A 26,811-nucleotide genomic window follows, 5' to 3' on the forward strand; every position below is an offset into this window, starting at 1 on the left:
CTTTGAACCGCAGCTAATTTTTCTTCTGCACTAATTTTAGACATAGAAAACTGCACCTCCTTGTTAGTTGTGTCTAACAATTGGGGTGCAGTTCACGTTTGGGGGCCATTTGAAATCCTTGTTGCACTAAAGCCCCCGTTAGTTTAAGAAGGATTTGGTATTTATTACTCCTAAGCTATTTTATTGAAATAAAACCGTCTGTAATAGTTAAAATGCCTGCGCTGGCGCCAACTAAACATATGGTGAATTCCCCATCATTCGGAATTTCAAATGAAGCATCTAATTTATTTGAAATTCGGTCAAAGAAAACTTGATAAAATTTATCATTTAAATAGTATCCAAAAACAAAATGAACATTACTGTCTTCGTCTTCGAGTATATCAAAATCTAACTTTAAAGAAACAACATCACCTTTTTTTAAGGTTAGGGGATTGTTATTGTATTTCATTAAAAACGCTTCTCCATTTGGAATTATTAGCTCTTTAAAAGAGTATTTATCTTTTGCTTCTTTTTTTATGAAAAAGTCTTTATGTCTAAACATAGAAATATCTTCTTCTTGATATAATTGTTCTTGTTTATCAGTTTTATTAAAAGAAATACTAAAATAGATTATCCCGAGAATTGCTATAACACCTATCGTTATTATTACAATCAATAAAGTTTTAGTTTTCATGATTTTCACCTCACCTAAATTTTAACAATAAAGGTTCTTTATTGATACTTTATTTTCAAGATTGACTAAACTGCTCCGTTAGTTCAATAACATAAAGCTACCCCAAAGGCAGCCTTATTCTGCTAAAGCCCCCGTTAGCCATACATGTAGCGGAAAACCCGCGCTACACCACAGAGAATGAAAGTTTATGACGTTCTTTCATAGGAGTTCAATAAAGAAAAAAGAGCTGCATATGGAACTCAATGATCTTCAAGTAAAGCCCCCGTTAGTTGAAGAAGAAAATTGAAGCTTATTAAACAATTGCACCCGATTGTTGCTCTTTTCATTTATTTATAAATAGCCTATCTACCGTAGTTTCTAATATGCTCGCTATGTTAAATGCTAATTGTAAAGTAGGATCATATTTATCATTTTCAATCGCATTTATTGTTTGTCTGGAAACCTTACAGAGTTTAGCAAGTTCTTCTTGGGATAATTTAGCTAACCTTCTTAATTCCTTAATATGATTATTCATTTAACCACCATATTTCTTTTTGGAAAAGAATAATGAAATTAGATATACACCTGAAATTGTTACGAGAAGGCTAAATGGACTTATTTGTGCATAAGAGCCGTTACCCCAAATAGTTTTGTATATATTTTCCCCAATTTCTATTATTAGATAACCGATTATAACTATAAATGTGTAAGACTGGGCTTTCATTTTAATGAATTTTTTTCTCTCATCACCCAACCTTGTTAATGATACGAGCGTAATTATAATCAAAATTAAACAGATAGCTAGAAATCCCAAAAACGCAATTAAAATCATCCAATCCATACTTTAACTCAGTCCTTTCATCCCCAAATGTAAAGAACATTTGACACTTATTATTATTATTATATAACCGTACGAACAAATGTCAAATACTCTTTACATATTTCCGTAAAAATGAACACTCTTAAAAGGACTCATTTTCGTTTTATTTCAACAATATGGCCCGTTAGTTGAATGGGAAAATGCACCCAAAGCGTCATTTGGGAAAATTTTCTAAATACTTGTTGCACTAAAGCCCCCTTTAGTTTAACTAAGAAGTTACTTTTATCAAAGAGATAAACTGGCTGCAAAGGACTTTTTAAGAGAACTTTGCGGTCTAATCATGTTTCTAAGCCACGTGTCATCACAGTCGAGAAGAATCCTGCTTATCCTATTACAATTGAGCAGTTAAAAATGGTGAAAAGTATACCCGATGGTATGCAAATCAGACAACAGAAGTACCAAAACAATATAGTGGAACAAGATTACGGCATTATCAAGTAGTGAGTTCGTTTTATCAAGAGGTGAAATCTCCAAAAATGAGATTGAATTCAAACATAGGTTATTTGGCATAGTATCATAATCCACAGATATGAAGCGTAATGAGATGCTATGTTTCTAACAAATTGTATTTGCACCAGAATCCTAAATAATGCTCTCTTGAAAGTGAAAAAGCCCCTTATATATTTTCAAACTGAAATAAATAAATTATAATGGTATATAAATGGTAGAAATGCTAAATTCTATTCATTTATCTTTATTTATACAAATAAACTTTAGAGGAGCACGAAGATGAAAAAGAAGTTCTTATCCTTACTAATGACCATAATAATGGTCCTATCCGTTAGCTTATCGGTGTATGCCGATGAAACGTCGCCACCAGCCACAAGAGGAGAAATCGTTAAAGCCTTGTTGATGGCAGCAGACGCATATCAACAAGGAATTAATAAAGAAGCCGTAATGCAAGGCTCTAAAAACGGAGATTTAAGAGAGAATGAGCCAGCTAAGAAGGTTGAAGCTTTAGTCATGTTGAGCAGGGCTTTCGGCGAATTACCAGAGCCTGTAGGAAATGATCTGCGCAGTGGAACATTTGGCGTTGAATTTACCGATGTACCTGGTTGGGCTAAGAAAGATATCGATAAACTGGCAAAAGCAGGCGTACTGACAGCCAAACCTGATGGCACATTAGGCGTAAATGACAATATTACGATTGATGAGTTCCAAAACATAATCGACAGAATGTGGACGCTTGCAGGCTCCCATTTAAATGACGATTTTTATGAAGCAATCAATAAGGAATGGTTAAATAAATCGACAATTCCAGCAGGAGAAATCATGGGCGGCGGATTTCCAGAGCTGCAAAAGCAAAATAACGATAAAATAGAAAAAATAATAGAAGAGCTCGCTGGCAAACAATTCGCAGAAGGAACAAAAGAACAGAAAATTGCCGACTTCTATTCGACAGCATTGGATACCAAAAATAGAAATAAACAAGGGATTGAGCCCATTCAAAAATATGTAAAGGCAATAGACGGGGCTAAAACGGTTGATGAACTCATTCAAGCAGATCTTACCCTAGAGAAAGAATTGGGTATAAGCTCTTTATTCAGCTTTGCAATCATGAACGATGCAAAGAACAGCAGTGAAAATACTTTGTATTACACAGGATTAGCTACTGGTCTGGATAAGAACAGCTTTGTAACGGAAGACTCGAAAGCGAAAAAAGCCTATATTCAATATATGACCAGACTTCTTGTGGTATCGGGCGAGGAAAAGTCTGCTGCGAAAACACTTGCCGAAAAAGTTTACGAGATGGAGAAAAGCTTAGCTTCCGTATCGCTTGAACCTCATGAACAAGGCGATGTCAATAAATACTATAATCCGTATACAATCGAACAATTCGATAACATGTTCAAAACAGTAGATATGAAACAAGTCTTGAAATCGATGAAAGTCGACAGTGCTGATAAAGTAATCGTATTCGATGTGAAGCTGACGCAAAAAGGCACGGAACTCTTGACTGAAGCTAATATCAACGTGCTTAAAGCTTACTCCAAAGTGAAACTGCTTATGGCAACAGGCGGTTTGCTGTTAGATGAATTCGGAGATGCGGCTAATGAATTTGCCGCAACGTTATACGGCGTTGCAGGAGAAAAAACAGATCAGGAAATAGCAGTAGCCATGACAACTGGCACAATGGGTGGATATTTGGAGCAAATGTTTGCCGAGAAACATTTTTCACCAAAAGCTAAAAAAGATGTTGAGCAAATGGTAGAGAAGTTAATTGTTACGTATGAGGAAAGAATCAAATCTCTTGATTGGATGTCAGAAGCAACAAAAGCGAAAGCAATTAAAAAGCTGGATACGATGATAGTTAAGATCGGTTACCCAGATAAATGGGATACGACATTAGATAAAGTAGCTATCAAGACATATGACGAAGGCGGTTCACTGTTCACTAATACCTTCACAGTAACCAAAGCATACATTGATAACACGAAAGCCAAGCTAGGAAAACCGGTTGATAGAACGGAATGGATTACGAGCGTATATACCGTAAATGCTTTCTACAATCCTCTTAATAACGAAATTACGTTCCCTGCCGGTATTCTCCAAGCACCTTTCTATGATATTGACGCTAAACCTGAAGAAAACTATGGGGCCATTGGCATGATCATTGGCCATGAAATCAGCCATGCATTTGATAACAACGGATCTGCATACGACGAAAATGGAAATGCAAATAACTGGTGGACAGAATCAGACTTTAAGAAATTTAAAGAGAAAAACCAGGAACTAATTGAATTCTATAATGAAATTGAGATTATTCCGGGTGTGTCAAACGACGGTCAGCTTACACTAAGTGAGAATGTCGCTGATTTAGGTGGAATGGCCGCTTCACTGCAAGTTATATCCAAAATGAGCAATCCGGATTATAAAGCTTATTTCGAAAGCAATGCAGAAATGTGGAAATCCACAACTACAAAAGAATTTGCAGCGAATCTAAGCAAAAACGATGTACATTCAGCCAATAAAATTAGGGTAAACCGCACGATTGTGAACTTCCAGCAATTCTATGATACCTATGGAATTAAGCTTGGAGATGGCATGTATGTAGCTCCTGAGGACCGAGTTTCCATCTGGTAAAAATAAGAGCAGATAGAGCTATTTGCGATAGCTCTTACATCAGTGTATAAAGGCAAAGGGGCTGTCTAGGAAGTCCTTTTAAGAGTATATACACCAAAATAAAAAGCCCAAGAATGGTAATTTACCGAATTCTTGGGTTTTACTTTTTTTCAGCACTCAAAATAGTTTAGTTATCTTCTCACTTGCTTCTTCTTAGGAGTCTTCAACATTTGAATTTTCGGCTCTCCAAACCTAAATATCTTATTGAGTTTTGTTCATCCAATAAGTAAGTTTAATGTGTTATTTTTTTACTTTACTATCTTTTAATTGTTATTTAGTAAGGGGAAGAAAAAAATGTTTCATTTAAAAATTATTACTACAAACAATTCCCTAAAGGCTATTTACGTGTCCGGGAAGTTCAAGCAAGGTTTGTCTCATCAAATGCAGTATATCTAGCTCAGTTAAATTTTCTTGAAAAATTCTATGCAAAAGGAATCTTTCTAGACGAGGAAATGATCTATGGGATTGATGAAGAAGTCCATGAGAATTGGAATTATCACATGATGATTGTTCAAAATCACCAAGGAAAAGGATTTGGATTGAAGGCGGTTGAACTTATGATAGAGGTTATTAGGATTATGAAAGAGGATCACCTTCAAACACCATCACACTTTCTTATGAGCCTACTAATGAACATGCAAAACGTGTCTACGAAGAAAGATACATTTTTATTCAACTATACTTCTTCATAGTTTCAATAAGAAAAAGTATGACTTATTAGTTGTATCACTATTAGCTCATTTTTTTTGCTTTCATCTTAGACTTTAAATTTAAAATAAACTCGTATCCAAAAGCTACTAACAATCCAGTCTAAAAAATTACAACTGAAGTAAAAGGCTCACTTCCAAATATGAAAAAGTAAATATAATTTAAAAATAATAGCAGCATATACGTGTAAAAACAAAGGATTGCCCCTTTTCTCGAATTATTTTGTTCAAATTTAGACATTTTTCTGAAGAACTTCATTTTTTCCCTCCAAAATATTACCTGCATCCTTACAGTTCTATTAATGCACTTTAGCCATCCTACTACACCTGAATGTAATTCCGTTTCTTTACCAAATACTATGGTACCTTCTTCAAGTAAACTGCCCCGTTAGTTTAAGTGTAACGTTTCACAATGGATCACCGAAGCCTACTTGATGATTTAGGCGTAAAAATAGACCATCGAAATGATGGTCTTGTTTAGCTAAAGCCCCCGTTAGTGAAAAAAACATCAGCTATTTCAAGTCTTCAATTTTCTTTAGAATCACACTCTCTGAAATATCAAACTCATTCTTTTTTTCTACAAAATTAACTTCATCAAGAGGTCCAAATACCTCTCCACTTTTAATCTCTAATATCCAAAAATGTACATCGTCATTATTGGGAATTTGATAGCCATTACTACTTTTCGGGTCGTTTACTAAACCAAGTTGCTTTGCAATAATATAGTTGTCATCCCAAGCCACCTCGGTGACTTTTGTTGGAATAACATCACTCCCCCAATGCGATTCACTAATTTTTGGTGCTACCTTTACTTGGTGAGCAGAAGTTCTTACAATAGAATAATTTCCAGGGAGGTCTAAGCTATAATCTGCCAATCCCGCACAACCTGTTAACATTATCAAGGAAATAAACACCATTACTAAATAGCGAAAAATGTGTTTATTAAACAATTAACCACCTCATTTACAAATATTGCTGTTTCACTAAACTGCCCCGTTAGTCCAATAAGAAAAAGCTACTCTAAAGGCAGCCTGGTTACGCTAAAGCCCCCGTTAGTTTAATAAGAACCGAGACGCTAATTAAATAATCGAGCCCAATCGTTGAAAATGATTAAACAGTTCTGTTCCCCTTATTATATGGTAAAGCATTTCTGAAAACTGTAGATTCCATAAACCATCTTATAATAATCTCCCTTACTTATACCTACTTAATATTTCTTCTGGAATATGACAATAATCATTTGGACACCTAGCTAACCTATCTTGATGTTCTTCTGCACTTCTCATATAGTTTGTAAGAGGCAATACTTCAACAACTATAAGGTCATAATCATTTCTCTCACCAAGAAACGCCTTCGCCTCTTTTAAATGTTCAGGCTTTTCACTATATACGCCTGTTCTGTATTTCTCGCCAACATCCTGTCCTTGTTTATTCAAACTGTAAGGATCAATGATTTCAAAAAAATATCCCATTAATTCCTTGATTGTTACAACTGTTGGATCAAATCCTGTTTTTACACATTCGGCGTACCGATCATAATCACCCTCAAGTGTATGACTTGTTCCATTAGCTCTTCCTGCTTCTGTAAACTTAACACCAGGTAAAGTTTTTATAAAAGCTTGTACTCCCCATAAACATCCACCTGCAAAATATACTACTTCCATATTGACTCACCTCTTTGTTTAAAAAATATAAAATTCATTCCAAGCAACTAGGAGAAAAAAATGTAATTGTTTAGTCTACTACACATTAAAATAATGACAAATTTTGTTATTCCACATTATGGCTCGATTGTTGAACACAAGTCAAATAACGCTCTTCAACTAAACTGCCTCGTTAGTTAAAAAAGAAACTGCTACCCTAAAGGCAGCCTTGTTCTGCTAAAGCACCCCGTTATTTTAAGTACATCTCTCCACAATCTTTATATCGCAATTATTGTAAATATCCAAATAAAAAAATCATCTCACCCTAAGAAATCTTTAGAGAAGAGATGATTTTATTCAGACTTTATTACAAACTATCTATCTTAATTATAAATCATCATTCTTTTTTATAAAGCTACATTATTCTATTTTATTTTTCTTTAATTAACATAACATTGTTCATTCTTGTGAATAGCAAAATGGCTAGAAGGAGTGCGATACACACTGCACCGAGACCTACCCAATTTAAATACAAAATAGATGCACTGCTGATGATAAGTCCACCCAATCCAGAACCTAATGCAAAGCCAAATTGTATGAAGGATGTATTCACACTCAACGCGATATCCGGATACCGAGGTACCAAAGTGACTAGATATAGCTGTTGGGCAGGAGATATGCTCCAGGTTGCCAACATGAAAATCATGAAAATCACTATCAAGAACAAGAGATTAGTACCAGAAAGAGCAAGTAAAGTAAGCATTGCTCCTTGTAAAAGGAGTCCAAAACAAATTGTAAATTTTGATCCTTTTATATCTGCCAATTGTCCGCCTATTCTTGAGCCAACAAAGCTGCAAATTCCTGCAAGGAATAGAATGCCGCTTATTTCCGCTATGGAAAGTGAGGATGTAGCATGCAAGAAAGGTGTAATATAAGTGAATAGCGTTGAATAACCGGCGATATAAAATAATGTGATAGCTAGTGCAGTCAGAATCCTTGAATCTTTTAAAATTGAGAGCTGCATGCCTAGGCTAACTGGTTCTTCTTCCTTGATTACCGGAACTTTTTTGTGAACAACCAGGAATGGGAAAATGCATAATAGTCCAATCAAAATAAACAAAACTCTCCAGCCAAAGATCTCACTAAAAAAGGTGCCAATCGGAACACCTAGCACAAGCGAACTGCTAAGACCCATCAAAATAATACCGATAGCACGACCCCTTCTTTCTTTTTCAACCAGTCGAGTGGCTACTGCCATGGCTACCACTGTAGCGATTCCTCCGCTAGCTCCCTGAACAATTCGTACTAAAAAAACGGTTTCATAAGAAGGACTTATAAACATCAGTCCGTTACTCGCTATAAAAATACCCAGGGTAATTAATAATAGCTTCTTACGATCCACATTAATTGTTAAGGCGATAAGAATCGGAGCGACAATGGCTGCTGCAAGGGCAAATACAGTTACCAATAGTCCAATTTTAGATGTAGACACACCCAAATCCACGGCAATCATTTCAATTATTCCTGTGATAATGTATTCAACGGTCCCAATTAAAAAAACTGCAAGAGCCATAATATAGATAATAGTGTTGTTTTTCAATTCGCATCGTCCCTCCTCTTATCGGCTTTAACATGTCAATCTGGTCATTATAGAGCAATGTTTTTAATGAAAACTTGCTTAAGCGAGCAAATTCTTTAAATTGGAACAAAGGTTCACCTCCAATCAATAAGGTAAGTGCTTTATCCATCATTCAAGCAAGAACTGCTTGAGACGTTCATCTATACATTCCGAATCCTGTTTATGCTGTCCGATGCCCGCGCAATGTCCCCAGTTAGATTCAATAGGGAGGAAAGTGGCGTTTGGCATATGTCGTGTTTCATATTCGTTGTCTTGTGGAGGAAAGAACAGGTCTGTGCTTCCAGGCATGACCAGAGCCCTTGCTGTAATTCTGCTTAATGCAAGCTCGAAGTTGCCGTTGTAAACCGGGTTTGCACTAATATCCCCGGTGATACCAGTACGTAGCATGGTGATTAAGTTATTGGCGTCAAAGCTGAAAAACACTTGATCCCAGTAATCTACGAGATACTCTTCCAAGTTGGCAAAGCCCTCTTGCTGGTAAAGCTGTTCCAAATAATAAGCCTGAGAGAAGCCCCAAGCTGCATAAACTCGTCCCATGGCCGCCAATCCAACCCTCGGTTGCTCTTTGTAATAACCATCTTTCCAGCCAGCATCCGCTTGAAGAGCAGCAATCATTCCCTCGAATACTACCTTTGCATGAGGTCGGGTTTTAGCAGTTCCTCCGAATGGAGCGATTCGCTCGACCATATCGGGATAACTAGTCCCCCACTGAAAGGTCTGAACTGCGCCAAGTGACCAACCGACAACGAGGGCGATTTTTGTAATGCCAAATTTCTTCGTAACTAGTTGATGCTGTATTCGCACATTGTCATAAATAGAGATGTGTGGAAAATGTGCCTGATGATATGGCGGTGGTGTATTACTTGGTGAAGATGACAACCCGTTTCCCAGCATATTGGGTACAATGATAAAATACTTTTCCGGATCCAGTGCCTTACCAGTTCCGATTAACCATTCGTTATCGGTATGTAGTCCTGCAAACCAGGTAGGATAAACGATCACATTATTTTTGGCCTCATTCAACTTACCGTATGTTTTGTACGCTAAAATGGCATTGGGTAGGGTGTCACCCGATTGGAGCGACACATCGCCCAGTTCAAACAGTTCATAATCTTTCATATCAAAATCTCCTCTCCATAATCAAAGACATAAATGTCTTTCTTGTCATAACTTTACGGCGATGTTATTGTTAAGTCAAAGAAACATTTTTGAATTGAATGTTCATTTTTTTTGAACTATTGGAGGTTTTTTAGTATGGAATTGCGTCAACTCAAAACGTTTCATACCCTTGCTTCTACACTCAACTTTAGCCGCGCAGCAGAAGTGCAAAACTACGTTCCCTCAACAGTTACGATGCAGATGAAATCATTGGAGGATGAACTTGGAGTCAAACTGGTGGACCGACTTGGGAAAAAGGTGGTTCTGACCGATGCGGGTAGAAGTTTTCTGGGCTATGTGGATCACATCTTGAGTGAACTAGAAGAAGCGCAGCATGCAGTCAAGCAATCTGGCGAAATGACCGGTACTCTGACCATAAGTGCGGATGAAACCTTGTGTACGTACCGACTTCCGGCTGTACTTCGCCGATTTCGTTTACGTTTCCCAGGGGTTCGATTGATGTTTCGTCCTCTCACTGAGCCGAACCTAAAGCAGAACTTGCGGGAAGGCAACGCGGACATTATTTTTATGTTAGATGAGATTAAGGGAGAGGCGGGAATTTGCGGAGAAAAGGTGCTTGATGAGCCCTTTCATCTATTGGTCTCACCTGAGCACTCGTTAGCTTTGAAAACTACTTTGACGATTGAGGATTTTGATGGCGAGACTTTCCTACTTACAGAGCAGGGCTGCTCATATCGAATGTTTTTTGAGCGGAGCCTTTCTCAGAAGTCCATGGGAGGCATTACAGAATTGGAGTTTAGCAGTGCAGAGGCGATTAAGCAATGTGCAAAAATAGGGATGGGAGTTGCTATATTGCCTGAAATGGCCGTAGCGGCAGAGCTGAATCGGGGAGAGCTGGTTTCACTGCCGTGGGATTTGACTGCCATATCCTTTGCTACCCAAATGTTTTGGCATGAAGAGAAATGGATTTCCCCAGCCATTGAAGCATTTTTGAATTTGACCAGGGAGAACTTCCAGATTCATACGTAATGGAAAAACTGGTTGTCATGAATAAGCAACTATAATACTAGGCTTGAGATATTAAGTGAAAAAGTTGCACCACAAGATAAAAACTATAGATGAAGATTAGAGATAGCATTCCAATTAATTTGCTAATTGGAATGCTATTTTTATTTGCATTACTACCGAAGTGTAACTTTAGTATAAGGATTGATTTAAAAGTTTCCTTCAACCTATATTTAACAACAAATACATAACTCCATTTTGAAAAATGATTGTTCAAAATAGATATCTTTCTAACTAAGTAAGAGACTTTTACAAAAATGATTGATCTTTCTATTGAGTCTCGTTCAACTAAAGCCCCCGTTAGTTTAAGTACATTATTTCACAAACTTTAATAGAATTGGTTATTTATTTAGAACTTAAGACTGAATTAGTTGAGAATCTCGCCCTAAATTTAATTAGAAACTAAATAGAGCCACCACAATAACTAATAAAGATACTGGTATAAAAAACATTCCCCAACTATTTTTACCTTTATTTTTAAATTCCTCTATTCCTATAATTGCAAGAAAAATTCCAAGCAATATAGATGATATTGGACCATATAAAAAATCATTTGTGATTATGCCGTATGCTGAAATTGCAATTACAACTAAAGCAAGAATTATTTTAATAATTTTCAACTCAATTCCCCCTTGAATTATTGAACTAATCTGCCCCGTTAGTTGAAGAAAAAAATGCCCCCAAAGCTTGGTTTGGGGGCTTTTCTTCGCTTAACGTTGTAAATTCGCATTTTTCTGACGCTCCCCCTATTAGCAAGTTAATTTAAAACTGCTAATCCTCTAAGAGAACTTAATTATTGAAATAAGTCGAGTATAATGTCAGCTATGTAAGTTTCCAGAAATGCGGCTGCGATGATTATTGGTAAAACAAAAACTGCGTAAACTATTATTGTCCTTACAAATTTATTAATAAAAGAATTTCCTTCTTTGTCTTTCTTAAATTTATTTCTAATTTTCACTCTAATAACTTGATTTAATTCAAAGAGAACTGCAGCAAATAAGCAATATGCAAAAATCTCAAAAACAGCATGTGGAATCGAAGCAATTATGAGCTCAAATCCTTTTTCATCAATCAGTAAAGCAATTCCAAAAAAAACTCCGAGTAAAGAAGTAGTTGAAATAACATTTAGCATATATATAAATTGAATAGGTATAAGGGCGAGGATCAACATTTGCAATGGTACTGCAAAACCGTTATTGATTACATAAGACCATACTCTATCAATGCCTGTGGATTCTTTTATCTGGATTGATGAACTCTCCTCCAACCCCAGTACTACTCCTTTTATATCCGGATTAATAATATAGGTTATAATTGTTGCAATCATTGTTATAGCGGCAGAAAATGTGATAAATTTAATAGCTCTTTTAAAGACCACTTGATTGAATATTTCTGTCTTGGTGTACATCATAATTTCGAATCCTACTCCCCTCATTTGCTTTAATACAATGTGAAGAACTTTAGTACTTTTCTATCTCATATCATGAATTTTCATTTTTTCTAATTCCTTTTTTCGTTTCTCAATAAGATACTTTCGTCCACCACTCCATTCTGCAATAAGAAAAAGTAACCCTAATAATAGAATTAGGAAATAGCTAATAGCACTATCAATATGATTTGTTATTAACATCCATGTTAGAAACACAATATAGGCTACTGGTAAAAATGCTCCCCAATATTTATTGTTTCTAGTAGATAAGAAGAATTGAACAGCTAAAACACCTGCAATAATGAAAACTCTGTAAAAACTAAAGTCCATTACTTCTCATTCCTTTCTTGTTTATATTTTTCAATAATTAATTTTGCATCTTCTACACTTATTCGATCATCAATCGACAAACTCTTTATAAATTTAATGAATTCTTGGTTTTCCACAGTATCATTCATTTTTATTTTATCGATTAATCGATCGAGTTTAAGTCTTACCGTTGGGTATGATACCTCATATACTTTAGCTATTTCTTTTAAAGAACCTGAATGAATCACTAAGTTTTTAACAAACTCTAAATCCTCATTTTCCAAAGCTAAAATCCAGTTTGGAATATTGTTAATATCCATAGCACCGTTCCCCTTTTACTTTTATAAAAATAACTTTAACATAAACATAAATAAAATTAAAGTTATTTTTAATATTATTTATGTTTATTTTTATTAAAACAAAAAGAATCCAGTTGCTCTACTGGACTCTTATATATACTCAAGTATATTTTTAAGTGTTATAAACATTTCGTGGTTTGTATATAAGCTATCCTTTCGCTAACCTGCTCCTTTAGTTCAATAAAAAATGAGCTACATAAGCAACTCAACGATCTTTCACTAAAGCCCCCGTTAGTTTAATAAAGACAAAGGCTATGTTATAGGAAAAGGTTGATTTATAACGTTAAGAAATCCGCTGTATATGCAAGATTTTATTCAAAATAAGATCCAGTGGAATTTCTTTTGAACAGCATTGAAAGCCTTGTTGTATCTTAGTTCAAACAATAGTGCATAAAATGGAGTATATGAATGAAATACAGAAAAACACTTAAAACATTGGTATGACAATGTTTTAAGTGTTTTATTTCGTCCCAAAACTTGCATTTTGGAACGTTTATTAGGTTTATTTTGTAAATCTTTAATAAACTAAAGTAATTTTGAATTTAATAACTTAAAAACGTTTCTTAGATAATCGTGCCTGATTACGGAAATATTATATTTTTGCTAGAACAGAGCAAACAAAATCGGTGTTTCTTTTGGATATTTGTGTTTATTATGGGTCAAGCCGTGATAGCTTACATTACTTGCTGAGATATCCTATTCAACTAAGGATTCTGTTATTTTCCCATCTAGATTTTTAATCGCCAACATCGAATTATCCTGAACGATGCCCGTTTCTGAAAAACCAAATGAAGCGTATAATGTTTTAGCTGTGAGATTACTTGTGTGATAAAAGAGGGCTGCATATTCTGCTTCCCCATAAGGCATCGCTTCAATATCCATCAACATTTTTTCAAAGGCAAGCTTGCCATATCCTTTTCCTTGGTAGCTTTTATCAATCATATTATGCCAAATAAAATAACTCTTCTTGCCATAAAAAACTTCATTTTCAAATGATTCATGATCCATCGTATCGTAAATATACATCAAAAAACCAACCATAGTTTCATCAGCATAAATGGCTAGTGGGGTCGCTGGTATACCATCTGCGTTCAACATATGAGCGTCTGCGAAGCATCTTAGGTTAGTAGTTTCTAATATAAAATCTTTCTGGTTTTCTTCAACATCAAGCGCTATTACTTCATCTATGTTATCCCCGTCTATTTTTCGTAATTCAATCATCTTTTTATCTCCTCTCCTTAGACAAGCTACTTCAATACCTAGCCTAAAACATTATAACTATAATTCCCATAATTATCAAAACCAGGTATATAAATATTCAGCCATACTAACTCTTTTTCCCTGTGATTTCTAACCCTTGTTCCGTAAAATGGATCGATTGTTGAATAATGAAAATGTCCTCAAAGCGTCGTTTGGTTACATTTCTTAACTTAGCGTTGTAAATCCCCATAATTCTGAAGGTACTCCTTGTTGCACTAAACTGCTTCGTTAGTTTAATAAAGAATAAAAGAGCTGCATAAGCAACTCAATGAGCTTCAAGTAAAGCCCCAGTTAGTTGAACAAGGGGCATTTAAATTTCTAACCATTCATTCACATTAGCAATGCCACTATATGTTTTATTCCAGACGATGTTTTTTTCTAAGAATTCTAAACCTACATTAGTAAGATGTGCTGAGTTAAGTACAACCGAGTGAACAGTTTCATCATACCACTCATCATCCTCAAAGTAAGAAATGATGACACCCTTCAAGTACCCATAATATTCAATAGTGTCTAAAATTTCAGCCCACATAAACAATTCTAAATTATAATCTATATGATTAGGGATTCTCCCATTATTTATTTCAAACAGTATACTGTACATCAATTTTTCCTTATCCACGTTCTCCCCCCTAAAAAAATCTTTAACTATACTGCTGCGTTAGTTCAATAAAGAAAAAAGTGCTACTTATGCAACTCAATGATCTTCAAGTACAGCCCCCGTTAGTTGAATATTCGACAACCGAAATTTATTTATCACTTTTTTCTCTCCAAAGTTTACCCAGAGCCAAAAAGTAGTTACCGCAATAATAGGTATAAACACTGCTATTCTTTCAAGGGTTTTTGAGTCTTGCATTAAAAAAAGTAACATTAATATTCCAAAAGAAATAAATACAATATAGAATTTTTGCATACCTTTCTTTTTATTCATCCTCCCCCCCCTAAATATGGTATTAGTCTCAATTAATAGTAACACTATTCTTGTTCAACTAATCTGCTGCGTTAGTTGAAGAAGAAAAAAGAGCCGCTTAAGCAGCTCAACGGACTTTCACTAAAGCCCCCGGTAGCGCTATTTTCACTAACTCTTCACCAAATACTCTTTATTAGGCGAATTACCATTCTTGGAATGAATAGTATGGTGTTCCAAATAATGTTCCAAACGATTTCTATTAAGATATAGCCCCCAAGCTGACTTAGAATTTCTTAAAAAAAACCATCCTGCTTTTCTTTTTTTTTATTTTTCATCTTCTAACTCCCAATAACTCAATATCTTTTAATAGCATAATTCAAAAAATCATCTCCCAACTAAAAAATTTCTAGAGGGGAGATGATTGTAATCAATCTTTATTATATATTATCGAACTTTGTTGTAAATTATCAATCTTAATTAAAAGGCTACATCAGCAATCCTTATTCAACTAAAGCCCCCGTTAGTTGAACAAAGCACTAAGTTATTTTTCCCCAAATTTTTAATGCTATGGGATGACATTTTTTTATTGAGAATTCTTCTGTAAGTACAGAATTTTTACCAAACCATTTAATAAAGACTTCGTTTATCACTACCGCTAATTCACCAACCGACTTTACAGTTGTTAAGGATTTTACAATATCTCTTATTTCTGATTCATACTCGTCATCTGGAGCATGTGGCAATAAATCAATTGGATCCCACTCATTAATGACTTCTTTTACTATTACGAATTTGTTCATATTACTCCTCTTTTTAAATAGTATTTTATTGTTAAATTCTATATCCTTATTAAAGTAAGCTGTTCCTTTAGTTTAATAAGAAAAAAGGCTTTACTCCTTCTTGAAGTAAAGCCCCCGTTAGTTGAATAAGAACAGAGACGCTTATTCAACAATCGCGCCCTATTGTTGAAGATTGTTATTAAAAAAAAACGGTAACCTTTAGTTGAATTAAAACACAATATCGAAAATTATGTTCCATATCATTTACTTATCATTAATTCAAATTCTCCTACCTCATCGTTCCATTCATCGAATTTTTAAAGTTGTTTCATTTAGAGTTCATACCAAAGATTATACGTGGTAAACTGAATCTATGATGCAATTTTGAAAGTAGGTTGTTCAATGGAATTTGTCATCTTTTTTATGATTGGAATTATAGGTAATGTAGTAGGTACATTGGTCGGAGGAGGGGGACTGATTAGCTTACCCACTATGTTACTTATGGGGTTACCCGTACATTCAGCAATCGGTGCAAACAAGGTTTCCAATACTGTCAGTTCACTCTCAAGCTTTCTTGTCATATTAAAGAGAAAAGAAGTTTCCACAAAAGAAGCATTATCAGTCCTAATGTTTTGTCTTGGAGGAGGTATTTTAGGTGGACTCATTGCTTCCTTTTTAAGCGGAAGTACCCTAACGCTTATTGCAATCATTTTATTAAGCTTTGCATTTGTAACTTCTTTCATGAATACAGGTAATTTTGATGGAACTGAACAGTTTCATGCAAGTAAAAAATCAGGAACTGCACTAATTGGTATAGGAATGTATGACGGAATGTTTGGGCCAGGAAGCAGTACACTTGCGATGTATTTATATGCAAGCCAAAAAATTGCCTATATCCGAGCAATTGGCTTAGCAAGAGTTGGGGTTTTTGCAAGTTGCTTTGGTTCTGCCATCACTTACATATCAACGGGTAAAATTTTCTGGCCACTTACCATAGCATTAATGCTTGGATCCATTGTTGGTGCACAGTTCGGAGTAAGATTAGCTCGTAAATTAAAAACGGAACATGTAAAACCACTTCTTAGATTAGTAACAGTTCTTTTAATCGTACAAATGATTGTAGATTACTTTATTTTTTGAAAGTATCTTTTTTGAAGATTCTAATTGAACTACAATTCTAACCAGACAAATAAGACGTCCATCTCACTTTTGGATCGACGCCTCTTCCTTGATTTAAGATAACATTTATTGGGGTTCTAATAAAAAAATTAAAATTCTATTCAACTTGTACTTAAACTATCCTGCCCCGTTAGCTTAATATGAAAAAGCTACCCTAAAGGCAGCCTTGTTCTGCTAAAGTACTCCGTTAGTAAAAATTATTTTTTTCTTTTATAGCGATAAAGTAGGAATATTACTGCTTTACCAACTAAAATACTCGCAATAACATATAAGAGTAAGTATGACTTATTATTTTGACTATCATTATCGGTTTTATATTTTGTTTTAATTGTTTTTTCTGGTTGTAATTTTAGAAAATCTTCGAAAAAAGTCCTTCTTTTATCATTTGTGTCTTTAACTTTCCCTTTGTAAACTTGAATCATACCGTTTGGACATCCAACTGGTATTAGGAAATCAGCATCCATACTTTTTTCTAATAATCCATATGAACAATCGTTACCTTAGAAAATTCTTCTTTTATTTTATTAGCTAATGTACTTTTCCAGAATCTCCACAACCGTCTATCCCAATCATGAGTGTAGATTGCTATTTAGAAATTTCATTTATACCATCTGCTAATTTTTTGAAAGAACTAGATTGAACTTTTATTATTTTAAAATTCACCTTAATTCACCACCTTCTGTAATTCACTATTTTTGATAGTTCTCTATTTGTCATATAAAAACCTTTACTTACTAAACTAACCTGCACCGTTATTAGAAGCGGCGTTTTTACTTCTACTGCAAATTTTGGTTGTACTATGCCTTATTCTAACCTCTTTGTAATCGCAAACAATTTCTATTTTTAATAGACTAGATATAAATTACTTTTAATTTATCCAACCTAACCATATAATTAAGAAACTAATTGTAAAGGAGGTTGAACAAATGAAACCTAATCCTTTGCACCAAGGGAAAAAAGATCATAATAAACATGTATTAGATTTCCATAAAAATCACGCATTAGAATTAGAGCGTGGCGAGAATGGAAACGGGTTGTTAGCTAAATGGGAAAGATTTGTCTACAACAAGGGAAAAGCTCTTTTTAAAGCTGTCAAATAAACTTTTATTAATAAACTGTTCCTTGTGGGACAGTTCTTTTTTTCCATTATTGTTGTATGAATAGTTACGCATTTTGTGTCAAATGCGACATAAAAAAGAATTAATTTTTCATATCACTTGTTCCAGTAAGCTTCTACGTTAGTTCAATACAGAAAAAGGCTATGTTGTTGATTTATAACGTTAAGGATTCCTCTGTATATGCAAGATTTTATTCAAAATAAGATCCAGTGCAATTTCTTTTGAACAGCATTTAGTAATTAAATTTATCCCAGACATAACCTTTATTCAACCAAGAAAAGTGAAAACTGACCATTTGTTCAAAATCAATCACCTCATACTAAAATGCTATCATAAAACGTCTCTAAAGCGATGTTTGGGCACATTTATCTCACAAATGTAATAAAATCAATATTAACGGGCTCAAAACTATCTATCCGAAGTCTAGAGTTAATTTGTCCTCGATGGTACTGTCCATGCAATGCTACATGAGTTAAAATATCGTGTACAGAATTTTTAAACTCTGTTCCTTTACTATTTGTGTAAACAATTAATTTATCTAGGTCAGCATTTGTTACATTAGAAATAAACGTTGTTAAACTTTCTTCATTTTGCCTAACAAGTTCTGCACAAATATTTATATTTCCCTCTAACCAAATGGGCAGTAGTGAACTGTCCAATCCGTGTAATCTTGTTATCCATACTTTTTCTGCAAGTAGTAAATGAGAAAATAAACGGACTTCATCATGAATTTCTCCTTCGATACTTTGCAATGTTTCAAGAATACGTTTATTAGCCCAATTTAAATGTTCATACATCTTTTGGATCGTTTTCAATACGAATCACACCCCCAATGATAAAGTTTCCCCTAACTAAATGTTACCATTTCACACCATTTATCAAGAGGAATAAAAGGATACTTCCTCTACTTAAATTTCCGTTCTAGTTGAAGCAAAAAGTTTCTAAACCGTCGTTTGGGGACTATATGAAATCCTTGTTGCACTAAAGCCCCCGTTAGTTTAAGTGTAATATTTAACAAACTCGTTAAGTGTTCATAAATATTTTGAATAATTTTAAGTGTAAACAATTTAAAGATTATTATTTTTTATCTCTTCAAACCACTCATCTGCAATATGATCGGCCGTTTTAATCTCATCATGCGTATAGACTAATTCATACTTATATTCAGTTTTGAAGTTACCATTCTTAACATCGTATATTAATTTCATCTCAGTTGGCATATCTCTCTCATATTCTTCGCACAATTCCTTGGTTTTTTCGATATCTTCATTTATTATGTGCAATACCATAAGCATTCGTTTTGGAGACACATCATACCTTTCATCCCCATCCTGCAATGCATCATTCACTTTGTGACATTCTACATACTTATTATTAATTAAATAAAAGAAACTGCTCGAAATAACTCCTTCTTCACATGAAGCATAAACAAACACTTTATCCGCTCTATCTTCAACATATTCCATACATATTGATATCATATCTGCTTGCAATTCACTAAATCTATCTTCAAATTCTTTCATACTACACCTCACTCCTAGAACTAATTATCACTATCACTCTTTATATTTCACACAAAATACCAACCTGTCGTAATTAAATATTTATATACCATCACTCAAAATCCTTATTCAGCTAACCTGCTGCATTAGTTGAATAAGAAAAAAGAGCCGCTTAATCGGCTCAACGGGCTTTCACTAAAGCCCCCGTTCCTTCAATAAGTACAAGTATGACTTATTTGTTGTATCACTATTAGTTCATTTCTTTGCTTTCATCTTAGACTTTAAATTTAAGATAAACTCGTACCCAAAAGCTACTAACAATCCAGTCCAAAAAATTACAACTGAAGTAAAAGGCTCACTTCTAGATATAAAAAAGTAAATATAATTTACAAATAATAGCAGCATATAAGTGTAAAAACCAAGGATTGCTCCTTTTCTCCAATTATTTTGCTCAAATTTAGACATTTTTCTGAAGAATTTCATTTTTACCCTCCACAAAATAACTTCTTTAGCCATCCTACTATACCTGTATATAATACCATTATTTTACCAAATAATTAAGATACCTTATTGAACTAAACTGCCTCGTTAGTTTGAGTGTATTTTTTCACAAGCCCTAAATAAAAATTTATATTTCTTCATTTAGACAAATCTCTACGAATTCAAATATATTCTTTGCCTCAATAGAACGATTTCCCCAATCATGCCAAAAGTATAAAATCTGTCCTACCACCCCAGCTTCAGATGGATCTGTATCAATGCAAAGATAATCACCACCACCATTAACTGCAATTGGAATCCATTTTGAATTCCAAAGAAATGACTTAAGCTCTTTTTCAATATCTGGCTCTACGTCATCATCTGAATCGAATTCTTCTTGTAAAAAAATCCAATTATCTATAATTTCAGAAGTAGTTGATAGAGTCAAATTTCTCACAAATGGATTCACCCCAGTTACCCAAACTTGTCCGTTATATACCCTATAAAAGCTCTTCATTTCTTCAGGCAGTAAAACACCCAGTGTATCCTCAAGAAGTTGAAACTCTTCATCACTTGCACCCGACTGAAGATTTAATGATTCTTTAAAGTTACTTCCATTATTTGAACCTCTTTCAATAATACGTTTCCATAACCGATCAGCTTGATTTATCATATTTTTAATCTTCTCCTCACGTCTCAAATGTGAATTTTCTCTTATTCAAAATTAGATTTTTATTTTTACTATAAACATATTTTAACATAAAATTCCATAAATATTATTGAACTAAACTGCTCCGTTTGTCCAATAAGAACTCCAACAAAAAAGCGTTAATCCTTCTTGGATCAACGCAACTGTTAGCTTAAGAAGAAATACTAAATTGAAGAGCTATCTATACCCCAAACTTTAAAAGTCTCATTTATAGTTGTAGTAAACAAAGTCACTTCTAACCCCAAATAATCATCCTCACCCGTTGGCAAATGTTCTGTAAGTCTAGTCTTAATCATAATCTGGAATCCCATTGGATTTACGTGTTTAATAAACGAAACAGATTCAATATAATAATTACCTGTTAATTTACTCCGTACAGGAAACGAATTTAAATCTTCACCGTCATCAAAACACAAATTATCATTATTGATATACGTAAGTACTTCTTTATGAACAATTGACAACATTTCAGTCCATCTTTTAGCTAAGTGTTGATATTGATCTAAGCAAATTCCATCATAAAAATCTACCCTGGGATTTGTACCGTTTTCTGTTAATTTTAAATTCATATATAACATCCGCTACCATTGTTTTACCCTGAAAGTAGCTTCAATTATGCTAAGTTCTTCAAGCGTACTTAAAAATCCTTCTTCCACTAACCTGCTTCGTTAGTTCAATAAGAAAAAGCTCCCTTTAAAGGCAGCTTTGTTCTGCTAAAGCACCTGTTAGTTGAACAATAATTTCAGTCTATAATTTAGTATAGATAGAATATTTTATCGGATTTATAAAACCTAATTTACTACCTAAATTAATAGAAGCACTATTATCAACATCACAATCCCAACGTGGTTGAATATTTTCAGAAAGGCAATAATCTATAAATTTTTCAGCAACAATACTTGCTAACCCTTTTCCTCTGTAACTCAAGTCGGTTGTTATATCTATTTCAGCATAATTATTAGATTTAAAAATTGAAACTACTTCGCTAATAATCTTCTCTTTAACCTTCACACAAAAACCAATTCCATTTCCAAGAAAATTTCCAACGGAACCCCAATATTCGTCATAGTATTTTTTATCAAATTCCAAGCAATGTTCAATCAGATATTGATTAATTTTTATTACATTATATTCATTAATTTCATTTCTTTTTCTATTTTTATATGTGATTAAATCAAAAGAAAAAGCATAACGTTGTATTTTTCTTACTCTCTTGTCAAAGTGGTTTTCAATTGCCTGATTCCAAGCGGGAGTAGGAGAAAATAATGTAAATCGTTTGCCTTTATTTACTGATGCCTCAAAAACACTAACTAAATTCTTAAGAAATAGCTCATCAGGTAATTGCCCTGCAACATAATACAATCCTGAATCCGTTTGAAAAAGGAATGATTTATAATTAGTGGAATCTGCAAGTACAGTTCCTTTAATTGTAGAATCTAATAAGCTAAATACAAATGTTGGTGCTTCTTCAATTTTCTTTTTCATAAGATTGAAATGCTCTTTTGGTACAGTAATCATTTCGTTATACCTCCACCATTCCTATTAATCTGAATATTTTTATACGACATTTGTTTCACTAACCCACGACGTTAGTTGAAGTATAACCTTCCCAAAGCGATGTTTGGTAACATTAACATAAAAAACTGAAACATATCGGGATGTTTCAGTTTAAATAGTTATTCAGTAATTTATTTATTTACTATTTCCTTCAAATCTAAAATAATTGGTGGCTCAAAATTTTCGTGGATGATACCAAGATAAGGGAGCATCGTCATTTCTTCTGGGATTGTTTGCATTTCAGGAAGAATGATCCTAAATATTGATTGATTGTTTTCAACATTACGGAAAGTAGTGTTATGTTGACGTGTTCCATTGACCGTAATATGCCATCCAGAAGGCATAATTTCGGGCTGCCCCTCTACGCTGATTGAAAGTTGTAGTCCATTATCCCTTAACTGTGTATCATAAATCGTATACGTATGACCTAAATAGTCGAAGCTCGTATTTTCATTTTTTTTTAAAGTAAACGGCTCAGCGAATGTTGGTAGCTGAGCTAAGTATTGTGTAATTTCAAAGGCTGATGGGTCAATTTCAACAGGCAATGAAAAACGCTTAATCCGCTCACCAAAAATTTCTGTCGTTTGACTAGATTGGCTACTTATTTCATAAACAGGTTTGATACTTTCATTTGCACCCACACCCATGTCTAAAAAAGTTGATACGACTTCGTTTTTACTATTGCGGATGTCGAACGAAATCCGTGCATGCCAGTCAGGTTGAGGTAACTCCAGTGCTTCTAATTGATAGGTACTCACTAACTTTCGAAGGGTTGCTTCTGAATATTGTTGCATCGCTTCATTGTAGTTAGCACGATAAGTAATTTCCTTCATGCCGTTTTTTTCAATAACACTGTCAATTTTAATATCAAGCACAGGACCAGCATGTAGTGGAATACCATATGTGTTCGGCTCCTCCATTGTGTCGGTAGCATGTTGCTGATTTACTGCTATATCCTTAGCTGTTGATTGCCCAGTAGGCGACGATTCTGCTATCGCTTCTTTGATATCAGCTTCATTATTTGTGCAACCTGATAAAGTAAATGCTCCTAATAAAATACTTGTGTAAAGAATTTTTTTCAACATTCCCACCCCATTTAACATTACTAAAATACTCTATTCAATAATACCATATATGGATTTTATTGGTCTTAAGGTATTTAAAGTTACCAAAGCATCGTTTGGGGACTATTTGAAATGCTTGTTGCACTAAAGCACCCCGTTAGTTTAAGTATAATTCTTCACAATCTGCTAATTATATCAGGCAAAAACACTTGTAGCTTTACGATAAATAAAAAAGAATCCATTTTGAAAAAAAATGATCAAAATGGATTCTTACCCAGCAGATTTAAGTTTAGTTTTATAAAAAAGGGTAAGTACTTTCGAGGTGCCTAAAGTTAATTATCGACTTGGCTTACAAATGATATAGACTCCTATTACGTAACATGAGGGTCAAGTATTTATCTTTTTTGAAAACGGTGCAACTTTTTTAAAACATCGCGACATTATTCTAAACATCGTACCTTTTTATTAAGTAAGGGTAAGCTTATTAAAAGCATAACAATCCCTAGTGCTAAAAAATATAGTGGCATCACAAGGACTGTTCCATTATGGAAAATGCTCATACCATATATTGTAGCGCTGACGAGTAAATAATAACCTAAGCTAAAAATCGCACCCGCAGAACCAATGACGTCTTGAAAGTCAATGAGCGCTAAGCTTAAACAGTTTGGTAAAGCAGTACCTGTACCAAATAAAATAATGAACACACTAACAATCATGGTTGGCATTTGTAATGAAATCGGTAAAAAATGTACCGATGTAGCGAACAATGTACCGATGAGCATAATGGCTAACCCGTGAACGATAATCTTCTCAGGTTTTGTGTGGCTAACGAGGTGTTTAGATAGCATCGCACCTGCGATAGAAGCGAACGCAACGACAACGCCTAAAAAACCATACATCGCACTTGTTAGTGTGAAGTATTGCGTAAAAATAAATGGTGCTTCGGTATAATAGCTAAATAATACACCGTTAATACCGCCAATTAATACGCCGTAGCGCCATAGACGCGCATTTGTAATCATGCGCTTCACTATTGGTAATATAGGCTTCATTTCGATTGTAGTAAGCGCTGTTTCAGGTAAGCGTAAAAACGCATAACAAAATACAATAACGCTCATAGCAACTAACACCAAAAATACGACTTTAAAGCCAAAATAATAATCGGTAAAGCCACCGATTAACGGGCCAAGTGCAGGTGTGAAGGCAAGGGCAGCTGAAATTTGAGCAAACAATTTATGACGCTCAACACCAGAGAAGCTTTCGCGTAAAATCGTTTGTGTCACGACAGAGCCAACACTTGCGCCAAATGCTTGAATAAAGCGCGCGACTAATAAAACCGCCATTTCATTTGCTACTAAACAAAGTACGTTACCAACAAAATATAAAAACAGCCCATAAAGCATTGCCTTGCGACGACCCGTTTTATCGGATAAACGCCCAAAGAAAAATACTCCGAAGGCAAAAGCGATAAAGTACACACTCATCGTAAGCTGTGCATCCTTCATAGACGTTTCAAACGCTTCTGCGATAGAAGGTAATGATGGGCTAAAAATAGTTTCACTAATTTGTGGAAAGCCAACTAATATAATCAGTAATATTAAGCTAGGTGTTTTGTTTCCGATGTTTTTCTTCAAAATAATCCTCTCCTAGATAATTATAGGTTTGAAAGAAAAACATCGTAGCTTGGGAAATGGTGGCTTCACGAGTTTAATTTTTTCTAAATCCCTCATGAATTCACTTCCTTCTAATTAAAATACGTAAAAATTATATCATCCAAAGGGATATAACGGTGCACCTATTTTATAAACGATCGAACTTTATTTCAAATCAACAATAATATCGAATACCCCTCTTTCACTAAACTGCCCCGTTAGTTGAACAAGAAAAAGCTCCCCCTAAAGGTAGCCACTTGTACGGCTAAAGCACCCCGTTAGTGCAATAGTTTTAGTTGTTTTTGAGTCTCACACTATAAAACCTCATAGCTTTTGGAACTCCTTCTATTTCAAAAACGCCATTCATGATTAAATGTCTTACCCTATACTCAAAAAACTCGTCACCAATATATTGGTCTAAATATCCAATAACCTCACCAATAAGACGTGCTGATTTCATAAAATCATTATTCTTTCGTTCCGTATGTAATTTTTTAGCATTATTGATAATATAGTCATCATAGTAAGCTACGTCTACACTCTTTATTTCTTTATTTTCCCATACCCTTAGAACCTCTTGTGTAGAAGATAACTCTTTCCATTCCTTCTCCAATTTTTCACGTTGCTCTTGACTTATCGGAGGAACCATTCTACCTTTCTCATAAATTAACCTTAATTTTTCAGAAATAATTTCTCCAGTGTGTAACGGGTAACAATCAGTATCTGGAATATTGAATTGATTTTTATATTGCTTAGTGGTATCCATTAAGAAAATATCGTATTTATTATCTTTTAATAAATACAGAACATATCTTAAGGCAGTCTGTTCGTGAGAGTTCGCCCCAACCCAAACTATAATTGTTGTATTTTTAGGAATAGCGTTAATCATTGAAGTAGTATTATTGAAATTATATTGGTATTCATCTATATAATCATCATCAAAAATTAGATGATTTTTTATCCATTCATACCTTTGATTAAGCCCAACCTTATCATGCAATTGCCAAACTGGACCAATAGAGAACATATCCGAAAATGAGATAACCTTTTCTTCGTCCCGAGATTCCATTTCTTTTAATGCTCTTTTTAAACTACCAGATGCTGAATCACCAAAGAGAATATGTACAACCTTACAGTTTTTATTATTTTTTATATCAGTTTGGTTTCTTTTATAATTCAGAAAATCATTATATGTTTTTTTCAAGTCTGTCACAAATTGCCCCTCAGTATATTGGTCTGTTTCTTCAAGCAAATTGATTCGCAAAAGAATTTGAAATAAAAGTGATTTCACTTCATCATTAGGAGAATTTTTAAGGATTCTTTTCAATTCATCAATCAATTTATTACCCCCTTTTACAGATAATATTACCATAAAAATTCAGCAAATCTTATTAAACATAACTGCTTCGTTAGTTCAATAAGAAAACGCTACCCTTAAAGGCAGTCTTGTTCTTCTAAAGCCCCCGTTAGTTGAAGAAAAAAAGTGAAGCTTATTCCACAATCGCGCCCGATTGAGGAAGACTATTTAAGACTTTGCTCACATACTTTTGAATAAAACAAGACTGGAATTCATTTAAGAATGCGATAAAATGATTAATACAGTGTGTAGAGATATTGGTCAATTCATTTAACCAAAAATATATGTCACATGATACGTCTACCATCTGAAAACTTAT

30 protein-coding genes and 2 pseudogenes are annotated in these 26,811 nt (G+C 34.2%); 6 read left to right on the plus strand and 26 right to left on the minus strand.

Annotated elements, in window-relative coordinates:
• Positions 1-175: 175 nt before the first annotated feature.
• The 3 genes from ACQKIH_RS08485 to ACQKIH_RS08495 all read right to left on the minus strand — a co-directional run bounded on the left by ACQKIH_RS08485 (position 176) and on the right by ACQKIH_RS08495 (position 1,493).
• Positions 176-673: a hypothetical protein gene (locus ACQKIH_RS08485; RefSeq protein ID WP_427765012.1), complete on the minus strand. Its 498-nt coding sequence runs from the start codon at positions 671-673 to the stop codon at positions 176-178.
• A gap of 322 nt (positions 674-995) precedes the next feature.
• A complete protein-coding gene (locus ACQKIH_RS08490) occupies positions 996-1,187 on the minus strand; it encodes a helix-turn-helix transcriptional regulator (protein WP_427765015.1) in 192 nt (63 codons plus the stop codon).
• Positions 1,188-1,493, minus strand: coding sequence for a hypothetical protein (locus tag ACQKIH_RS08495; protein WP_057990210.1), 306 nt, complete (start codon positions 1,491-1,493; stop codon positions 1,188-1,190). It lies immediately after the preceding gene.
• Positions 1,494-1,778: 285 nt separating this feature from the next.
• Here ACQKIH_RS08495 and ACQKIH_RS08500 point away from each other — a divergent pair.
• The 3 genes and pseudogenes from ACQKIH_RS08500 to ACQKIH_RS08510 all read left to right on the plus strand — a co-directional run.
• Positions 1,779-1,970 (plus strand): annotated as a pseudogene (locus ACQKIH_RS08500) (DDE-type integrase/transposase/recombinase); the annotation flags it as partial.
• Positions 1,971-2,261: 291 nt separating this feature from the next.
• On the plus strand, positions 2,262-4,616 hold the full coding sequence (locus tag ACQKIH_RS08505; RefSeq protein WP_427765018.1) for a M13-type metalloendopeptidase: 2,355 nt from the start codon (positions 2,262-2,264) through the stop codon (positions 4,614-4,616).
• 491 nt (positions 4,617-5,107) lie between these two features.
• Positions 5,108-5,347 carry a hypothetical protein gene (locus ACQKIH_RS08510; protein WP_427765020.1) on the plus strand — a complete coding sequence of 80 codons (240 nt, stop codon included), beginning with the start codon at positions 5,108-5,110 and terminating at the stop codon, positions 5,345-5,347.
• Between the two features lie 527 nt (positions 5,348-5,874).
• Here ACQKIH_RS08510 and ACQKIH_RS08515 read toward each other — a convergent pair.
• The 4 genes from ACQKIH_RS08515 to ACQKIH_RS08530 form a co-directional block, all read right to left on the minus strand.
• Positions 5,875-6,312 (minus strand): DUF3997 domain-containing protein, encoded by a 438-nt coding sequence (locus tag ACQKIH_RS08515; RefSeq protein WP_427765023.1) that lies wholly within the window; start codon positions 6,310-6,312, stop codon positions 5,875-5,877.
• Between the two features lie 243 nt (positions 6,313-6,555).
• Positions 6,556-7,026 (minus strand): peptide-methionine (S)-S-oxide reductase, encoded by a 471-nt coding sequence (locus tag ACQKIH_RS08520; protein WP_427765025.1) that lies wholly within the window; start codon positions 7,024-7,026, stop codon positions 6,556-6,558.
• A 409-nt stretch (positions 7,027-7,435) separates the two neighbouring features.
• Positions 7,436-8,605 carry an MFS transporter gene (locus ACQKIH_RS08525; RefSeq protein WP_427765028.1) on the minus strand — a complete coding sequence of 390 codons (1,170 nt, stop codon included), beginning with the start codon at positions 8,603-8,605 and terminating at the stop codon, positions 7,436-7,438.
• 147 nt (positions 8,606-8,752) lie between these two features.
• Positions 8,753-9,763 carry an alpha/beta fold hydrolase gene (locus ACQKIH_RS08530; RefSeq protein WP_099424230.1) on the minus strand — a complete coding sequence of 337 codons (1,011 nt, stop codon included), beginning with the start codon at positions 9,761-9,763 and terminating at the stop codon, positions 8,753-8,755.
• 135 nt (positions 9,764-9,898) lie between these two features.
• Between ACQKIH_RS08530 and ACQKIH_RS08535 the strand changes: the two genes are divergently transcribed.
• Complete coding sequence (locus ACQKIH_RS08535) at positions 9,899-10,792, plus strand: LysR family transcriptional regulator (RefSeq protein ID WP_057990167.1); 894 nt, start codon at positions 9,899-9,901, stop codon at positions 10,790-10,792.
• A gap of 431 nt (positions 10,793-11,223) precedes the next feature.
• Here the strand turns inward: ACQKIH_RS08535 and ACQKIH_RS08540 are convergent, their stop codons facing one another.
• From ACQKIH_RS08540 to ACQKIH_RS08580, 9 genes are all read right to left on the minus strand, one after another.
• Positions 11,224-11,448 (minus strand): DUF3953 domain-containing protein, encoded by a 225-nt coding sequence (locus ACQKIH_RS08540; protein WP_427765031.1) that lies wholly within the window; start codon positions 11,446-11,448, stop codon positions 11,224-11,226.
• Between the two features lie 173 nt (positions 11,449-11,621).
• A complete protein-coding gene (locus ACQKIH_RS08545) occupies positions 11,622-12,236 on the minus strand; it encodes a stage II sporulation protein M (RefSeq protein ID WP_427765034.1) in 615 nt (204 codons plus the stop codon).
• Positions 12,237-12,299: 63 nt separating this feature from the next.
• On the minus strand, positions 12,300-12,587 hold the full coding sequence (locus tag ACQKIH_RS08550) for a hypothetical protein (RefSeq protein WP_427765036.1): 288 nt from the start codon (positions 12,585-12,587) through the stop codon (positions 12,300-12,302).
• On the minus strand, positions 12,587-12,886 hold the full coding sequence (locus tag ACQKIH_RS08555) for a DUF2089 family protein (protein WP_427765038.1): 300 nt from the start codon (positions 12,884-12,886) through the stop codon (positions 12,587-12,589). Before ACQKIH_RS08555 ends, ACQKIH_RS08550 begins: the two co-directional genes overlap by 1 nt.
• Before the next feature lie 735 nt (positions 12,887-13,621).
• On the minus strand, positions 13,622-14,146 hold the full coding sequence (locus ACQKIH_RS08560) for a GNAT family N-acetyltransferase (protein ID WP_427765041.1): 525 nt from the start codon (positions 14,144-14,146) through the stop codon (positions 13,622-13,624).
• 106 nt (positions 14,147-14,252) lie between these two features.
• Positions 14,253-14,375, minus strand: a complete 123-nt coding sequence (locus ACQKIH_RS08565; RefSeq protein ID WP_427765043.1) for a hypothetical protein — start codon at positions 14,373-14,375, stop codon at positions 14,253-14,255.
• Between the two features lie 120 nt (positions 14,376-14,495).
• Positions 14,496-14,807, minus strand: a complete 312-nt coding sequence (locus tag ACQKIH_RS08570) for a YjcQ family protein (RefSeq protein WP_427765046.1) — start codon at positions 14,805-14,807, stop codon at positions 14,496-14,498.
• A 75-nt stretch (positions 14,808-14,882) separates the two neighbouring features.
• Positions 14,883-15,116: a hypothetical protein gene (locus ACQKIH_RS08575; RefSeq protein ID WP_427765049.1), complete on the minus strand. Its 234-nt coding sequence runs from the start codon at positions 15,114-15,116 to the stop codon at positions 14,883-14,885.
• Between the two features lie 515 nt (positions 15,117-15,631).
• The gene (locus ACQKIH_RS08580; RefSeq protein WP_427765051.1) at positions 15,632-15,895 is read right to left on the minus strand and encodes a DUF1871 family protein; all 264 of its coding nucleotides are present in this window, start codon (positions 15,893-15,895) and stop codon (positions 15,632-15,634) included.
• A 381-nt stretch (positions 15,896-16,276) separates the two neighbouring features.
• On the opposite strand from ACQKIH_RS08580, the gene ACQKIH_RS08585 reads away from it, so the two are divergent.
• Positions 16,277-17,014: a sulfite exporter TauE/SafE family protein gene (locus tag ACQKIH_RS08585; RefSeq protein ID WP_427765053.1), complete on the plus strand. Its 738-nt coding sequence runs from the start codon at positions 16,277-16,279 to the stop codon at positions 17,012-17,014.
• A 236-nt stretch (positions 17,015-17,250) separates the two neighbouring features.
• Here the strand turns inward: ACQKIH_RS08585 and ACQKIH_RS08590 are convergent, their stop codons facing one another.
• Together ACQKIH_RS08590 and ACQKIH_RS08595 are read right to left on the minus strand one after the other, a co-directional pair.
• A complete protein-coding gene (locus tag ACQKIH_RS08590) occupies positions 17,251-17,517 on the minus strand; it encodes a hypothetical protein (protein ID WP_427765056.1) in 267 nt (88 codons plus the stop codon).
• Between the two features lie 14 nt (positions 17,518-17,531).
• A pseudogene (locus ACQKIH_RS08595) lies at positions 17,532-17,626 on the minus strand (uridine kinase); the annotation flags it as partial.
• A gap of 353 nt (positions 17,627-17,979) precedes the next feature.
• Between ACQKIH_RS08595 and ACQKIH_RS08600 the strand changes: the two are divergent.
• The gene (locus ACQKIH_RS08600; RefSeq protein ID WP_427765058.1) at positions 17,980-18,153 is read left to right on the plus strand and encodes a hypothetical protein; all 174 of its coding nucleotides are present in this window, start codon (positions 17,980-17,982) and stop codon (positions 18,151-18,153) included.
• A gap of 383 nt (positions 18,154-18,536) precedes the next feature.
• On the opposite strand, the gene ACQKIH_RS08605 is transcribed toward ACQKIH_RS08600, so the two are convergent.
• The 8 genes from ACQKIH_RS08605 to ACQKIH_RS08640 all read right to left on the minus strand — a co-directional run bounded on the left by ACQKIH_RS08605 (position 18,537) and on the right by ACQKIH_RS08640 (position 26,474).
• Positions 18,537-18,986 (minus strand): DinB family protein, encoded by a 450-nt coding sequence (locus tag ACQKIH_RS08605; RefSeq protein WP_427765061.1) that lies wholly within the window; start codon positions 18,984-18,986, stop codon positions 18,537-18,539.
• 252 nt (positions 18,987-19,238) lie between these two features.
• On the minus strand, positions 19,239-19,694 hold the full coding sequence (locus ACQKIH_RS08610; protein WP_427765064.1) for a DUF600 domain-containing protein: 456 nt from the start codon (positions 19,692-19,694) through the stop codon (positions 19,239-19,241).
• A gap of 607 nt (positions 19,695-20,301) precedes the next feature.
• The gene (locus tag ACQKIH_RS08615; RefSeq protein WP_427765066.1) at positions 20,302-20,826 is read right to left on the minus strand and encodes an SMI1/KNR4 family protein; all 525 of its coding nucleotides are present in this window, start codon (positions 20,824-20,826) and stop codon (positions 20,302-20,304) included.
• Positions 20,827-21,026: 200 nt separating this feature from the next.
• Complete coding sequence (locus ACQKIH_RS08620) at positions 21,027-21,431, minus strand: hypothetical protein (protein ID WP_427765068.1); 405 nt, start codon at positions 21,429-21,431, stop codon at positions 21,027-21,029.
• 178 nt (positions 21,432-21,609) lie between these two features.
• On the minus strand, positions 21,610-22,380 hold the full coding sequence (locus ACQKIH_RS08625; RefSeq protein WP_427765071.1) for a GNAT family N-acetyltransferase: 771 nt from the start codon (positions 22,378-22,380) through the stop codon (positions 21,610-21,612).
• A 170-nt stretch (positions 22,381-22,550) separates the two neighbouring features.
• Positions 22,551-23,501, minus strand: coding sequence for a hypothetical protein (locus tag ACQKIH_RS08630; RefSeq protein WP_427765073.1), 951 nt, complete (start codon positions 23,499-23,501; stop codon positions 22,551-22,553).
• A 422-nt stretch (positions 23,502-23,923) separates the two neighbouring features.
• A complete protein-coding gene (locus ACQKIH_RS08635; RefSeq protein ID WP_427765075.1) occupies positions 23,924-25,117 on the minus strand; it encodes a multidrug effflux MFS transporter in 1,194 nt (397 codons plus the stop codon).
• Positions 25,118-25,427: 310 nt separating this feature from the next.
• On the minus strand, positions 25,428-26,474 hold the full coding sequence (locus tag ACQKIH_RS08640) for a DUF1835 domain-containing protein (protein WP_427765078.1): 1,047 nt from the start codon (positions 26,472-26,474) through the stop codon (positions 25,428-25,430).
• Between the last annotated feature and the right edge of the window lie 337 nt (positions 26,475-26,811).

The organism is Solibacillus cecembensis (genome assembly GCF_050272495.1).
GTDB classification, from domain to species: Bacteria; Bacillota; Bacilli; order Bacillales_A; family Planococcaceae; genus Solibacillus; species Solibacillus cecembensis.